We start from the raw sequence: 15,463 nt of genomic DNA, 5'->3' as shown, positions 1-15,463 counted from the left end.
GGAGCTATGCCTGTCGTGTGGTTTTGTGTAAGTGGAATGTCGAGCGTGCGGTCAAAGCGCGGTCAAACTCAGGCCGCCTGCGCCGCCGCGCTGACGCCGATTGCCGTAGCAAGGCCCGCGAGCGCTTCAACCGACGCGGTGGCGATCATCGCGACCAGCGCGGCAAGCGCCGCCAGCAATTCCTCGGGCAGGAGCACGATGATAACAACGGCGGCAACCACGATCGTCACGACGAACAGCACTGCCTTGCCGATACCTTTAAGTACCGTCAGACCGACCTGCGCCCAGTCGATCTGTTTGAGAACCTGCCACGTCAGATCGGTCAGCCGCACGATTTCCTCCCATGCGGCTTTCAACTGCGCGGCCGTATATTTGTAGAGTACCTTGCCTTCTTCGCTGACATAGGTCCACGTCGCGCTCGCCTTGTCGGCGATCCAGTGTCCCGCGGTGAAGAGCCACGGCGCATGCTGATGCAGGAACGCGCTGGTTTCCGCCGACACGTACGCATAACCGTGCTCGACCGAGTCCCAGATCGCGGTGACAGCATCCCCGGCCTTTTGCCACCAGTCCTCGTACCAGACGGGCTGGGGAATCGCCGGCACGGTGCGAACGGGCGCTCTCAGACGCTGCTTCTCATCCTCGGTCTTCGGCGCCGGGATGGGGGCGGGTACTGGCACTCTCTGCAGATCGCCGTTGCAGTCCGTCACATCGATGACCGTCATGCGTGTTTTGAAGTCGCCAGCAATCGCGCGGTACGCTTCCTCCTGGCCGGCTCCCCAGTTATCGCCGGGAAACTTGACCTCCACGAGCCGCAGCATATTGTCGACGTGTGCTCCGCCTTCCCGATCGACGGTGCCGCGACCCGGCCAAAGAATGGCGCTGCTCTTTGCGATGATCACATCGGGACGCCGAAGAAGCCCCGGTATGCCTCCCGGTGGAAACGGGTTCAGGCTGCGCCGCCGCTCGGTCCCATGAGGTTTGACGTTGCTGAGGAACGGTATCGGCGCAGCGAGGCCACCCGTCGACACAGAGGGAGACATGTCGAAGCTGACCTCGGCCTTGTACTCGAACAGCCATCCGGCCGCCACTTCCTGGGCGATCATCGGCGCACTCATCGCGGCCTGCATCATCATCCGATAGACGATCGAGCCATCGCGCAGCTTGACCGGAATCACCTTCGGCGTTTTCAACGCAAACTCGATCTTTTCCTGCAGGTAGCCTTTCGTTCCCGGCGGCAATGCAGCGTATTCGGGAACGCGTTCCCGAATCGTTTCGCAGCTTCCAGCAGGTTGAAGCGTTCCACTCATGGCATTCCCCCGTTCATTGGCCTTGTGTCGCCTTCGTTCACGCGTCGCCGGCGCTCACGCGCTGCCTTCATTCACGTCCGTCTTGTAGTCCGCCCAGATATCCGGCTGCCCGCCGCCTGCAAACTGCCACGGCTGCGTATCGACCTTGTCCTGCTGCAGCGCCTTGAGATTGACGCCCTGCGCGCTCGGCGTGTACACCGGCATCGTTTCGCCCAGATCGTTGGTATGGCCGGCGAGCGTGCGTCCCGAAGGCAACTGCATCTGGTACGGATGCTGGACAAGCGGCGCGCCATCGGCCGTGCTCTTCAGAACGTACTGCGCCTGATACGGCGGCTTGAACGGCTGCAACGGATAGGGCTCGCTGACAGGACCCGCGAAGCTGTGCTGCGTGCCCTTGAAATCGAGCTTGCCGGGCGCGTGAACATTGATGTCGCCGCCCTTGATCTCGATCGTCGCGCCGCCCGACGACAATTTGATGCCTTCCTGAGCGGCGATTTCGATGTTTCCCTTGATCGCGAGCAGCTTGATCACCTGCTGCGCGATCGCCTCGATGTTGTCGTCCTGCGCCTGGATCTGCACGGGCCCCTTGCCGGCAAATACCTTGACCCCCGCGTTCTGCGCGAACAGGCTGATCTTCTCGACCGCGCCGGCCACAAGCGACTTGCCCGCCGCGAGGAACGTGCTCATGCCACTCGCCACGTTGATGTGACGATCCGCGCCCGCATGAATGGAATCTTTCGATGACAGCCCGATGCCGGCCGGACTGGCGAGCAGCATGATCGGCTTCTGGAATGCATTGGCGTTGCCGGTCCCTCCGCCCGCGGTGAGGCCGGCCGCCGTCGAGCCCGCCACACTGTGCTGCGTCGCGTCGGCGAAGTCCTTGAGCGCATCGTGGCCGGGTTTGAGCGACTCGGCCTGTAACTGCTCGCTCGCGTCCGACAGCGTCGACAGCAGGCTTTCCGAATTGACCATCTGCTGCTGCGCTTCTTGCGCATCGAGCGGCTGGCTGCTGGCCGGCTTCGCATGCGTGCTCACATACATGCCGAGATTCGCGCGCACCGCGCCCCACGAATCCGTTTTCAGATCGAAGCCGGAGCCGAGATAGCCGCCGCGCGAGTTCCCGCCCTGGTCGATCAGGTACCCAAGGTGCAGTAACGAAACGCCGTCGGCACCACTGTTGAGCAACTGCGTACGAGTCTGGCCCGTCGCGTCGTCGAGCACGAATTGACTGTAGTTCGAGCCGTTGTATTCCTTTGATTTGAAGCCCGAGAAAATGCCGTGCGAGTGCCACGCCGGCTGCACCTTGCCGTTGTAGAGCCGATGCAGCACGATGGGGCGATCGCAATCGCCACCGACATAGCCGATCAGCACTTCCTCGCCCACCCGCGGCACGTGAACGCCGCCGTATCCGGCTCCTGTGTCCGACTGCGCGGTCCGCACCCAGCACGACGCGCTTTCATCACCGGGGTTCTGCCGATCCCACATGAAGAAGATCTTGATCCGGTTCAGCTCGTCGGTGTAGACCTCTTCGCCCTTCGGACCCACGACGATGGCCGTCTCGAGATGCACGACAGGCTTCGTGTGTTCGAACGGGCTGCGATACGGCACGGTGGTGCGCTGTGCCTCGATCTCGACCAGATAGAAGCCGGTGCTGCCGTCGGCGTGCGGGACGTTCAGCGAGTCGTCGTCGCTTCGTTCCGCCTGCGCCTGCTGCAACTGCTTTTTCAGGCTGTACGGGTAGATCGGCGCGTGGTCGGAGACGGGAAGATTGTTCTCGATGTAGCGCCATACCTTGATCGCCACGAATTTCCGCTGCTCTTCAGCATCGCGGTCATGCTCCGGATGACCGGTCAGTTCGAACGCACGTCCGGCGTCGATCGCGCGCACACCACCGATGCCGAAGAAGCGCTTCGCACGCGACTCCCACTCTTCGATGCGGATCGTCGACAGGTGATCGCCGCGCTCGCTCTTCGGAAACGTATAAGCGCCGGTGTATTCGTACACTTCCGCCTGCGACGGCAGATCGCCCTGATCCGGCCTCGCCTTGACTAGCGTGCCCTTCGGGTTCGTCGGCAACGACGGGTTCTTGTAGTCGAACGTGCGCGTCGCGTAGGCGGCGCTTTGCAGCGTGCGCGAGCCGGCCCACAGGCTCAGCGCGTCGACGTCGGTGCCGCTGGCGCTCACGTCCGACCGGTAATAGCGCACCGGCGCGATCGAATCGACAGACTGAAGATTGTCGGTGATGACGAACGTGTGCGATTTTCCGTCGGAAGCATGTCGCCAGAAGCCGAACAGTCCTTCCTCCTCCATCAAGCGGTGAGCGAAATTCCAGTCGGTTTCGCTCTGCCGGATGTACGAACGTGACGGCAGCGTTTTCGTCAGCGCGAACTCGAAGCGGCCCTTCGCCTGCGGATGTTCATTGAAGAGATCGGTGAGCACCGCATCGACCGCCTTGTCCTGCCAGATGCGCATGTCGCGGCGCAGCCGCAGATAGTGCAGCCATGAGGTGAAGGTGACCTGATAGCTGGTCGTCTCGCCGTCCGTGCCGAGGCATCGCGCCGACTGGATGTAGCCGTTCAGCGGCAGGTATGAGCCGTCGGCCTGCTGGATCCACAGCGTCATCGATTGCGACATCAACTTCTTGAGTTCGAGGTCGCTTGTCGACGACGCGAGATCGATCGCGACATTGAAGTCGCGGCCGAGCTCGGCATACGTGACGGCGCGCTGCGGCAACAGCGTGTTGTCGGGCAAGACAGGTATATCCGCCTTGAGCAGACGGTTACTCTGGATCACGCCGCCACTGATGGCTTGAGACAGATCAGACAGGTTCATTTTCGCGCTCTCGCAAATATCTTTTTGCGGAAAGTTCAGCGTGCACACCGGACGTCGATGATCTGGGCCGGCGCGGGTCCTCCATGGCAGATGCTGATCGCATATAGCCATGGCACGATGTGTCGCAAGTAAATTGGTACCGCGCGAAGGTGACATATTGAAGTTCGCAAGCTGCCTGTTACGCAATCTCACAATTTCAGGCCGATACGGGGATCGCATCGCGATCGGGCGACGGCAGCAATGTGAATTGCATCGGGAATTGCAACGGGAATGGCGGCGCGAAATGCTTGCGGGTGTGCTGTCGCGGAGCGGGGGAGCAGGGCTTCGGCGCATCCCCGCAGAAAAACCGCACGCGCGCACCTTTATCGCGTGATGCGCTGCGTGCGGAGTGACACCTCAGTGGTCCGCGTCCTCGAATGGCAAACGCCAGACGGTCACGGTGTTCGTGTTGTCATCGACTGCCGCAAAGTGCACAAACCCATGCTTGGGCTGCCCGAACGCGATGCCGAACGGACCATCGACTGCCGGGTCGATGGAAAACTGCGCGACGAAGCGGCCCTGCGGCGTAAATTCGACGATTTCGCTCGGATGCTTCGGATCGGCATTGACCGCGTCGCCGTTCGCGACGAACAGATGGCCGTTCGGTCCGAGGGCCATTCCAAGCGGGCCGCGCAGATGGTTGTTGTCCGCGTAAATCAGCACGCCCTTGCTGCCGTCGTGTTGCGAGCTGCCCGCGCCGGAGACAGCGAAGATCTCGTTGTCGGCGGTCGACGCGACATACAGCACGTCGCGTTGCGGATCGTAGGCAAGTCCCGTGGGGCCGAGGACCAGCGCTGACGGATCGGAGCGAAACGTGTAGCCGGACGCGATCTTCGTGGCGCGGTTCAGATGGACGCCGTCGTCGTCGATGCTAACGTCGAGCCTCGTGACGGTGCCATCCAGCACGTTGGACACAAAAACCTTCGCATGATCGCCCGCATCGAAGATCGTCAGATCCCAGGGACCGTTGATCTTTGCCGCCGCGGGCATCCATTCCGCGATTTGACTGCCATTTCGATTGATCACCAGCAGCGAACCCGCCGTTGGGGACGTACCGTCCTTGGTCGGTACATTGCCGACCAGTACGAAGCCGGCTCTGAACACACCGAGCGCGGTGCTCAGACCGAGACGCGCCGGACCCTGGAAGAACGTAACCGGATTGCCATGCGGCACGATCTTGACGATGGTGGTGCCTGCAGGTTGCCTGCGCTTTGCGAGTTGTTGAAATTGGACACGAGCAGGTCGCCTGTGGCGATCGTGCCGTAGCCGGGGAAACCATCGGGCACGAACGCGACACCATACGGATTGAGGTCACCGTTGGCGGGCACGGTCGATGACGTGATGGACGCGGGCGGCAACAGCGCCGTGAGGTCATCGGCCATCGCGCTGCCCGCGAGAGAAAGCGCGACACTGGTGCCATATAGCGTGGTCAGCAGCAAGCGTTTCAGCGCGCGGCCTTTTCCACGGGCCACGCGGTGGCAGGGTTGCCAGCCGAACATCGGAGCAAGACTTTGCATGAGGGGATTCATGACTTCGCCTCCACGAATGCCGCGGGGCGGGCGCGTCTGTTGTCGCTGCACGCATCACGCGCCGGCCGCCGCAAGCGAATTTCGCCCGTGTCCGCGAAACGGACACTAGCACAGCAGTCTTGCGACTCGAACGCGGGTCGCACAGCGTCGGCAGCAGTCGGGCGAATTACGTCAACCACGCAGAAATAGCCCCGTTGCCAGCGAGTGCGCGGCGAAGGTGGCATGCGTTATTCACAGCTAGCACTGGATCGTCCGATGGCTAACGCGAATGCGGGCGAAGCGTGTGCACTAAACGGATGACAGGGATGAATATTCCGGTGTGAGGGGGGCATTTGTGGCGCTTGTCGCGCTAATTCCTTAGCTAATACGGGGGCTGGCTGCGATGGGTCACGACGAGGATATGTCGGTAAGTGTATTCATGACGATCTCCTTTCAGTTGAAGGAAGATCCAGTCTGGAATCTGGTGGTCAAAAACGTCGACGCAATTTAACGTTCGTGGGATAGCCTGGCTTCAAACGCCAGTATTTGACAAGAATTAACAGACTTTGCAAATCTCCGGCATTGTTGATCATCGCGCCGGTTAAGCGGAACTGGCTGGTCTTGCGCGTGACTATCAGGATTGCATTTTGCCCGCCCGGAGACTACGCTTCTGGCACAGAAAATCAAAGCCATGGTTGATCCGCATGGCAGATAAATGAAAGACTCAACGCCGCCGCCAGGCGGCGCGAAACGGGGCTCCACAGACAGATGAAATCTCGGCATCAAAGATAACGCCGCGCGGATCGATGAGATTAACGTCGATGTGCGCTCGATGCCTTGCGCGACAAAATAGTGAAAACGCGGAAATCATCTGGGAATGGTGAAATACATATCGCACCTGTTGGCACGATAAATAGGGCGTGATTTGCATTAGAAATAATGTACTGCCCACAACGGTGATCGGGGACATCATGAAACAAAATTGCAATAAAGCAGCGAAAACTATAAATACGGTTTCTGCACGCAATTCACGTGTCATATCGAGAGACAACAAAGGACGTGCCGCCGCGAAATACCCTGGCATCGGAGTGCGTTCCAGCCGCTCCCTGATGCTATCGACGGCGATTGCCGCGCTTTTCTGCACGTTCGCCGGCGTGCGTCCGGCGCACGCGCAGACGTCGTACACCGTGGGCACGGCGTCCGATCTGACCAGTGCGATGACAGACGCGAACACCAATAACGACTACCTTCCGGACCTTACGCTGTCGGGAAACGTCACAACCCCCAGCGGGACCGTGGTGCCTACCGGAACGGCTACTGGCAACGGCTCCGGCAACGGGCTGAACCTGAACGTGGGCGCCTCCACGCTGACATTGAGCGGGGCAGGTACGGTCTGGAATACGGGTACCTTTGGCGGCGCCTTCGATGTCAACGGATCGGGCAGTGGCGGATTGACCGTTTCCAACGGCGCTCAGCTCGTCATTCCGGACACCGTCGAGGTCGGCTTCCTGAGCTTCAATTCGGGCACCCTGACGGTCACGGGAAGCGGTTCGAGTTTGACCACAGACTACCTTGCCGTCGGCCGGGGCGGGGATGCGTCGATCGCACTGACAGACGGCGCCCAGCTAACGACCAGCAACGCCTCGATTGGCGAAGGCCCGGGATTTACCTTGGCATCCAACATCACCATGCTGGTAGACGGAGCGGGTACCGTCTGGAACGCTGGCAACTTCGCGGCGGGTGGAGCGACGAACAGTGTCGATGTGACGGTTTCCAACGGCGCCACGATCCAGGCTGTCAACGCCGGCATCGGTGTAAACGGCACCGCGTCGATGCTGGTGACCGGGGCAGGTTCCAGCTTCGCTGACTCCGGCGTTCTCTTCATCGGGCAAACCCCCTTCGGGAGTACGCCAGGGCAGGGAACACTGATCATCAGCAACGGCGGTCTTGTTTCGGCGTTGGGAGGGGTCGTCGTGGGTGCCGACCGCGGCACCCACGGCACGCTGACCGTCGACACCAACGGGGTCCTCGAAACAGCGGCGCTGCTGCCGGGCGTCGGCGACGCGACGGCGACATTCGATAACGGCACGCTGCGGGCGACCGCCGACAGCACGCCCAACTCAGCGCTGATCTATGGTTTTGCGCCCGACAGTTTCATTCTCGGGGCCGGCGGCATGGTGCTGGATTCCAATGGTTTCAATGTGACCGCCACAACGATCATGTCGGGCGTCGGCGCGCTGACCAAGCAAGGCGCGGGCACGCTCACGCTCACCGACGACAACACCTATACCGGCGGCACGACGATCTCGGCGGGTACGCTGCAGCTCGGCAACGGCGGAACGTCGGGCAGCATCCTCGGCAATGTCACCGACAACGGCACGCTGGCCTTCGACCGCTCGGACAGCGTCACTTTCGGCGGCATCGTCTCCGGCACCGGCTCGGTCGAGCAGATCGGCACCGGCACGACCATCCTGACGGCCAACAATACCTACACCGGCGGCACGACGATCTCGGCAGGGACGCTGCAACTCGGCAATGGCGGAACCTCGGGCAGCATTTCCGGCGATGTCACCAACAACGGCACGCTGGCCTTCGACCGCTCGGACAACGTCATTTTTGGCGGCATCGTCTCCGGCACCGGCTCGGTCGGCCAGATCGGCACCGGCGCGACCATCCTGACGGCCAGCAATACTTACACGGGTGGCACGACGATTTCGGCAGGGACGTTGCAACTCGGCAATGGTGGAACCTCGGGGAGCATTTCCGGCGACGTCACCAACAACGGCACGCTCGCCTTCGACCGTTCGGACAGCGTCACTTTCGGCGGCACGATTTCCGGCACGGGCAACGTGACGCAAACAGGTTCGGGCGTCACGGTCCTGAACGCGATGAACACCTATAGCGGAGGCTCGAGCGTTTCGGACGGCACGCTCGCGGTCGGCGATGCCGCGCATGCGAACGCCACCCTCGGTGCGGGCGCAACGACCGTGGCGGCCGGCGCAACGCTCGGCGGTTATGGCACGGTAGCGGGCGCGGTGACCAATGCGGGCACGATCGCTGTCGCCAACGCATTGCCTTCGTTTGCGGCCGATGCGAACGGCTCGTTCACGATCGGCGGCAATCTCGTGAATCGGGGTGTGGTGGACGTGGCGGCTGCATCCGGACGAATCGGCAACGTGCTGACCGTTGGCGGAAACTACTCGGGTGCAAACGGGCAACTGGTACTGAACACGCTGCTTAATCAGGGCGGCGCGGCCACCAGAACGGATCGGCTTATCGTTACGGGCAATACGAGTGGCAACACGACCATTCAGGTACGCGCGACAGGCACGGGCGTGCAGACGGTGGGCGACGGCATCGAGCTTGTACAGGTGGATGGAACGTCGGCCGCGAACAGTTTCCGCCTGAGCAATGTGATCCAGAGCGGCGCTTATCAGTATCTGCTGTATCAAGGTGGTACTGCGAGCGCCAACGACTGGTACTTGCGCTCGATGCTCGAATCGTCGTCTTCGTCGTCAGCGGCGAGCGGCTCTGTCGCGCCTTCCGGAAACGTTGCATATCGTCCGGGCGCGGTCGGCTATTCGATGACTCCGCTGCTTGATGCCGACTACGGCTTTACGATCATGGGGACGTTGAACGAACGCGTGGGCGACATCGCAAGCGTTGAAGCGGGACAAGCCAATAAAACCGGCGCCGGCAACAGCAATGGAGTCTGGGGTCGTGTGAGCGGGCAGAATGCCGACGTCGATTCAAACAACGGGTTCTCGGCCAGTGGACAGACGTTCTTCGGGCAATTCGGCAAGGACTGGACGCTCGGGCGCGGCGCCAATGGGGGCAGCACGCATGCGGGCGTGATGGTGACCTTCGGCTCGATGTCGGCGACTTTCGACGACACTCTGCGCAGCCTTAATTCACAACTGTCCGACGCAACGGGCTCGGTGGAAACGCAAGCGCAATCCATTGGCGGCTACTGGACGAAATATCTTCCGGACGGCACTTATTTCGATGGCGTGGGCCAACTCACGCATTACTACAACAAATACGGCGATATCTACGGCGACGAGACAACCCAGAACGGTTTCAGCGCCGGCGCCTCGGGCGAGATGGGCAAGCCCTTCCTGCTTCCTGGCTCGACGGGTATCGCGATTGAACCGCAGGTGCAGTTGCTCTATCAGTACCTGCATATGAATGCGGCGGACGACGGGGTTTCGCCGATTTCCAGCACGAGTACGAATGGCTTGCGCGGGCGAGTGGGTTTACGGCTGTTCCGCGCGAATCTGCAAAACGACGGTCGCACGGCTGCCGCAACGCCTTATCTGACCTTCGACGTGCTGCATGACTTCTTCTCTGCCGGGCAGACCAGCGTGGGCGGCACGCCGTTCGACAGCGATCCGGCGAGGACCTGGTACGACGTGGGCGTGGGTGTGACGACGAGCATGGGTAAATCGTCCGAGCTGTACGTCAATATCAAGTACGCACACAACATTGGCGGTGAATACGCGCGCACCGTGTTCGGTCAGGCAGGGTATCGATATTCCTGGTAGGCGCGGGTTGCGGCTATGTCCTTCAAGAAATACGAATATTCAGGTCGAATCGAAAGCACAGTTTCGATGTGAGTTCGTCCGAATGACAACCTGCGGACCGGTATTGTCCAACGAAGGGCCGTTGTTAATAGTGAACCGGACGAAGGCCCAGGCAGTGGTGCAAGGCATCGTCCGTAGTTGGCCGAATCCTGGCGGCTGCAATCGGCCACGCAAACGTCAGCACGCGTGTGAGATCCTGAATGTGCGCTTCCGCACATAGCATGGCGAGAAATGATTCGGATAAGTCCCTGGTGTTCCTTTCCTTTCGATTACCTATCTTCAAGTTGGAAAGTATTCTCGCCTGATGCATCGCTTTCTTGCACGCACAGCGCCAACCAGATAAGCGAAGGAGCGCAATCTTGTTGCGCCAAACGGTAACGTTTTGTTTTGCTGATGCGAACACTACACGTTTACTTTCAAAGCCTGCCGTTCAGGTCGCATCATGCAGCTTCTTCTTTGTCTTGAACCGGGAATCAAAGCGCAGTTGCCAGACAGTGCATTGATTTGAGCGAGGCGGTTCTCTTTCGCTCGTGTGCGGAGAAATTCGTGCAATTGCTTGTCCGTTAATTAACGTGAATTAAAGAAATTCATCAGAAGCAGGAACGCTATCCGGTCGCCTGGTAGCCGATTGTAGTGACGCGTGCCGACGCAAGCTGTGCAACGACTGCGTCGCTGACTCGACTATCGAGCATCACGACCAGTCCTATCACCGATTCGAAACAGGCCAGAAAGGAAGTCGACATGACCACCAATATTCGCTTGATCGTCAATTCCGACGACGCGGTAATCTTCTGGACCATTGCAAAGCCTGTTACTGACTGCTGGGGTTTCGCGATCGAAAAGGAATTGAGAACACCCGACGGCAAGGTAGTGCGTAGCACGCTCGATAACCGGAAAGGATTTGAACGGGACAAGCCAAAGATTGGCGAAGTTCGTCCCTCGACGGATTGGCCATTTCAGCGATTCTGGTGGGCGGACTTTACGGCAAACCTCGGTGATGAGGTGCGATATCGCGTCACGCCTATGATCCATACGCAAGGCAAGCTACGCCAGCTGGTCAGCGAGCAAAGCGATTGGACCGCATGGATCAAGCTCTCGGGTGGTACGCAGGACGGTTTCTCCTCGTACTTCAATCGCGGCCTGGTTATTTCCCAGTTCATGTCGCGCTACCTGGAAGATCTTCGAATCAAGAACAAGCTGAAGACACGCAAGGAAGCACTAAGCCTGTTCAAGGACAGCCTGGCCCAGCATGAGCTACCCATCCGGAACTTCCTCTCAGGCACATTGCGGACCGAGATGCTGGCGCTGCTCGACAGCGCAAAAAAATCGAAAGGCCATCTCTACGCTGCATTGTACGAACTCGACGACGACGAGTTGATTGCGGGTTTGACGGCACTCAAGGGAAATGCGCATGTGGTGCTCTCCAATGGATCGATCACTAAGAAGAAAGCCGAAACTTCGAAAGAGGCCCGCAAGAGAGACCAAAACAAGAGCGCTCGCAAGCTACTAAAGGATAACGGAGTAGAGGTTTTTGACCGCTTTGTCTCTCCGGGCGCGCTCGCTCATAACAAGTTTCTCGTACTGACCGATAGCAAAGGCACCGCACAGAGGGCTTGGACCGGGAGCACAAATTGGACCACTACCGGCCTTTGCACGCAGATCAACAACGGTTTGCTAATCGACAACCCTGACGTAGCTGCCGAATATCTGGCGCAGTGGGAGCGCCTCCGGGATGCCGAAAGCTCGTTCCCACCGGCGCTGGTAGAAGCGAACGATCAGCCCGCGGCATTCAAGGCCGGAAAGCATTCCTCTTCCGGTGAGATCTGGTTCACGCGCACGCACAAGAAGGTCGATCTGGCGGCGCTGGACGACGTGGTCAATTCCGCGAAGGAAGCCGTCATGTTCCTGATGTTCCAGCCTGGTGGCACGGCCACGCTGGCCACTATCCGCGCGCTGCAGTCAGCAAGGAGGTCGCTCTACATCAAGGGTGTGGTTAGTACTCCGCCCAGCGATGGCGATAGCGCCGACGAGAGCGAGGTTACCGTTGAGACGTTCACCTTGAACAAGCGTGCCAGCGCCACGCTCGACATCGTGCGGCCGGAAGGCATGAACAAGTTTGCCAACTGGGCGGCGACCGTCACCCGCAACGAGTTTCTCAAGCGCCGAGATGGCCACGGCGGAGTTATCGGCTACGCTATCGTGCATTCAAAGCTGATCGTCGTCGATCCCTTTACCAACCCGATCGTGGTGACCGGGAGCCACAACTTCTCAGGCTCGGCAAGCGGAAGCAATGACGACAACTTCATCATCGTGCGTGGTAATCAGGAACTGGCGTTGCACTATGCCACTCACGTTCTGTCGGTGTATCACCACTACCGCTGGCTAGCCTATGTGAACGACTTGCAGAAGAAAGGTAAACAACCTGACGGCTTCCTGCTTGAGAGCAGTGATTGGCAGAAGGCGCAACTCAACAGCGACGCGAAGAGGGAGCTCGATTTCTGGGTGCGTTGATGATCAAGCTGGTTGGCCGTCGTAAGCCGAAGCTCTTGACGGCACCCAGGGTGGCATGCGGTTTGTCGCGCAACTGCGGTTCAGCCTGCGGCGCAATACGGACTCGAGTGTCGCTCAGGTATGGGCCAAGCGTCGCTCAAGCATCAATCACACAGCGAGCAAACCGCTCCAGATAATCCATCAACAGCCCCGCATGCCGCGTCGCCTCGGCCTCGTTACCGCTGGCGATCGCCTCCGCCATTTCCTGATGGGCACGCGCGGCCATCGCCGTGTCACCCTCGTGCTGGTACGCATACCAGAAGCGTCTGCATTGCACCACCAGCGGGACCACTGCCTTGACGGCCGAGCGGTTGCGGCACGCGTTGTGCACGACATGATCGAGCGCCTGGTCGGCTTCCATGTAGTCATCCAGATTGTCCCGCGAGGCCGCTTCGACCATTCGCTGCGAGCAGGCCAGCATGGTCTTGCGCTGCTCGGCGGTTGCGCGGCGCGCGGCGTTGGCGGCGATCAGCTGTTCGAGCACGCGCCGGGTCTGGATCACGTCGAGGTGGTCGGTTACATTGATCGCCGACACCATCAGCCCGCGCCGCGGCTGCTGCACGATCAGCCCGATCGACACCATGCGCATCAGCGATTCGCGCACCGGCGTTCTGCCGAGACCGGTCAGCACCGCCAGATCCGCTTCGACGACCGGGCTGCCGGGTTCGATCACGAGCTTCGAAATCAGCGTTTCGATCCTGTCGTACGCAACGTCGGCCGCACGCCGTTTGGACGGTGCGGTCCCGGACAGGCCGATGGCGGGGTGGTTCGTGATGACAGTCCTCATCAAACGGTTCAAAGGCAGTTGAAATGTCCGGCCGCGGCAGACGCACGCGGCGGACGCCGGATCGAATCGGCTAGCGCGCGAGCGCGTAGCTCTGCATATGTCGCGGCGTGGCGGCGGCGCGCAGCATGCCTTCGCTGCGCTGTACCGCGCAGACCCGTCCCAGTGACCAGTCGTCCATCACGCTGACCTTGTGGCCTCGTTCGCGCAAGCGCTCGATTACGCGCGGCTCGAAGCGGCCTTCGATCAGCAGACGGCCCGGCTCGTAGTCGCGCGGATAGAACGACGTCGGGCAATGGCGGTTGTGGAACATCGGCGCGTCGATCGAGCGCTGCAAGCCGTAGCCGTGCCACAGATGGCGCAGGAACACGGACAGCGGCCACTGGTCCTGCTGGTCGCCGCCGGGCGTGCCGATCGCGAGCCACGCGGCGCCGTCGCGCGTCATCAGCGTCGGCGTCAGCGTGGTGCGAGGACGCGTGCGCGGACGCAGGCTGGAGGGCAGCCCCTCGTCGAGCCAGAACATCTGTCCACGCGTGGTAATCGGAAAACCGAGTTCCGGGATCACCGGAGAACTTTGCAGCCAGCCGCCGCTCGGCGTCGCCGATACCACGTTGCCGAAGCGGTCGGCCACATCCAGATGCACGGTGTCGCCCTCGACCGCCGGGATCGGCGCGAACGTGACTTCGCCGCCGCCCGCGCCGTGCGGCGTTTCCGAACCGGCGCGGCGGCAGATCATCGCGAGGCGTTCGCTTGCGCCGGCCAGGTGACTGGCGGTCACCGTCATCGATGCGCGGTCGTCGATCAGTTTGACGCGGCGCGCGTTGTACTCGGCCGATAGCAGCAGCTCCAGCGGCACCTCCGAAGTAGCGGGGTCGCCGTAGAACGCCTCGCGGTCCGCCATCGCGAGCTTCGCGCACTCGGTGACGGTATGGACGAACTCGTCGCCCAGCGGATCCATCGCCGCGAGGTCGAAGTGCGACAGCAACGCCAGTTGCTGCAGCATGACCGGGCCTTGTCCCCAGGGGCCGGTCTTGTGTACGCGCACGCCGCCGTATTCGAGCGACACGGTGGGCTCGTAGCTGGCCTGCCAGCTCGCCATGTCGTCGCCGCGCAGCAGACCGCCGTGCACTTCACCCGACGTATCGACGAGAGACTCGGTACGGTAAAAGCGATCGATCGCTTCGGCGACGAAGCCTTGATAAAAGACCTTGCGAGCCGCTTCGATCTGTTCCGCGCGGTCGCTGCTCGCGGCCTTCGCTTCTTCGATGATGCGCTTGTAGGTCGCCGCGATGCCGGGGTTGCGGAACAACGCGCCGGGCTTCGGAACGTTGCCGCCGGGCAGCCATACAGCGGCCGACGTGGGCCAGTCTTCGCGGAACATCTGTTCGACCGGCACGATCGACGCGACCGCGCGGCTCAGCAGCGGGTAGCCGTTTTCCGCGTAGCCGATCGCATAGCCGAGGATGTCCTCCAACGGCATCGTGCCGTGGTCGCGCAGCATCAGCATCCATGCATCGAACGCACCCGGCACCACAGCGGGCAGCAGGCCGGTGCCGGGCACCATCTCGAGACCTTGCGCGCGGAACGCGTCGATGGTGGCCAACGCGGGGCTCACGCCCTGGCCGCAGATCACCGTGGGTTCGGCGTCGCCGGCGCGCTGGAAGATGATCGGCACTTCGCCGCCCGGACCGTTCAGATGCGGCTCGACGATCTGCAGCGCGAAGCCGCAGGCCGCCGCGGCATCGAACGCATTGCCGCCGCGTTCGAGCACCGCCATGCCGACGGCCGTGGCGATCCAGTGCGTGCTGCTGATCGCGCCGAACGTGCCACGCAACTCGGGACGGGTCGTGAAGCTCATGG

Annotated in this window: 9 protein-coding genes; 2 read left to right on the top strand and 7 right to left on the bottom strand. The window is 61.3% G+C overall.

Features of this window, described 5'->3' with window-relative positions; translation table 11 throughout:
* Nucleotides 1-68: 68 nt before the first annotated feature.
* The 4 genes from L0U82_RS37400 to L0U82_RS37385 form a co-directional block, all read right to left on the bottom strand.
* A complete protein-coding gene (locus L0U82_RS37400; RefSeq protein ID WP_233838864.1) occupies nucleotides 69-1,175 on the bottom strand; it encodes a VRR-NUC domain-containing protein in 1,107 nt (368 codons plus the stop codon).
* A 186-nt stretch (nucleotides 1,176-1,361) separates the two neighbouring features.
* On the bottom strand, nucleotides 1,362-4,139 hold the full coding sequence (locus L0U82_RS37395) for a type VI secretion system Vgr family protein (RefSeq protein WP_233838863.1): 2,778 nt from the start codon (nucleotides 4,137-4,139) through the stop codon (nucleotides 1,362-1,364).
* A 396-nt stretch (nucleotides 4,140-4,535) separates the two neighbouring features.
* The gene (locus L0U82_RS37390) at nucleotides 4,536-5,351 is read right to left on the bottom strand and encodes a hypothetical protein (protein WP_233838862.1); all 816 of its coding nucleotides are present in this window, start codon (nucleotides 5,349-5,351) and stop codon (nucleotides 4,536-4,538) included.
* Complete coding sequence (locus L0U82_RS37385) at nucleotides 5,297-5,707, bottom strand: hypothetical protein (protein WP_233838861.1); 411 nt, start codon at nucleotides 5,705-5,707, stop codon at nucleotides 5,297-5,299. The genes L0U82_RS37390 and L0U82_RS37385 overlap by 55 nt, the downstream gene beginning before the upstream one ends.
* A 950-nt stretch (nucleotides 5,708-6,657) precedes the next feature.
* On the opposite strand from L0U82_RS37385, the gene L0U82_RS37380 reads away from it, so the two are divergent.
* Nucleotides 6,658-10,230, top strand: a complete 3,573-nt coding sequence (locus tag L0U82_RS37380) for an autotransporter outer membrane beta-barrel domain-containing protein (RefSeq protein WP_233838860.1) — start codon at nucleotides 6,658-6,660, stop codon at nucleotides 10,228-10,230.
* A 644-nt stretch (nucleotides 10,231-10,874) separates the two neighbouring features.
* Here the strand turns inward: L0U82_RS37380 and L0U82_RS37375 are convergent.
* Nucleotides 10,875-11,012, bottom strand: coding sequence for a hypothetical protein (locus tag L0U82_RS37375; RefSeq protein ID WP_233838859.1), 138 nt, complete (start codon nucleotides 11,010-11,012; stop codon nucleotides 10,875-10,877).
* Here L0U82_RS37375 and L0U82_RS37370 point away from each other — a divergent pair.
* On the top strand, nucleotides 11,011-12,780 hold the full coding sequence (locus tag L0U82_RS37370; protein ID WP_233838858.1) for a phospholipase D-like domain-containing protein: 1,770 nt from the start codon (nucleotides 11,011-11,013) through the stop codon (nucleotides 12,778-12,780). The two genes, L0U82_RS37375 and L0U82_RS37370, sit on opposite strands and share 2 nt — an antisense overlap.
* Nucleotides 12,781-12,916: 136 nt before the next feature.
* On the opposite strand, the gene L0U82_RS37365 is transcribed toward L0U82_RS37370, so the two are convergent.
* Together L0U82_RS37365 and L0U82_RS37360 are read right to left on the bottom strand one after the other, a co-directional pair.
* On the bottom strand, nucleotides 12,917-13,606 hold the full coding sequence (locus tag L0U82_RS37365; protein WP_233838857.1) for a GntR family transcriptional regulator: 690 nt from the start codon (nucleotides 13,604-13,606) through the stop codon (nucleotides 12,917-12,919).
* A gap of 70 nt (nucleotides 13,607-13,676) precedes the next feature.
* Nucleotides 13,677-15,461 (bottom strand): gamma-glutamyltransferase family protein, encoded by a 1,785-nt coding sequence (locus tag L0U82_RS37360; RefSeq protein ID WP_233838856.1) that lies wholly within the window; start codon nucleotides 15,459-15,461, stop codon nucleotides 13,677-13,679.
* Nucleotides 15,462-15,463 lie beyond the last annotated feature (2 nt).

Source organism: Paraburkholderia sp. ZP32-5 (genome assembly GCF_021390495.1).
Classification (GTDB): Bacteria; Pseudomonadota; Gammaproteobacteria; order Burkholderiales; family Burkholderiaceae; genus Paraburkholderia.
Note: the sequence above shows the minus strand (reverse complement) of the source record. Positions and strands in the feature narration are given on the sequence as shown.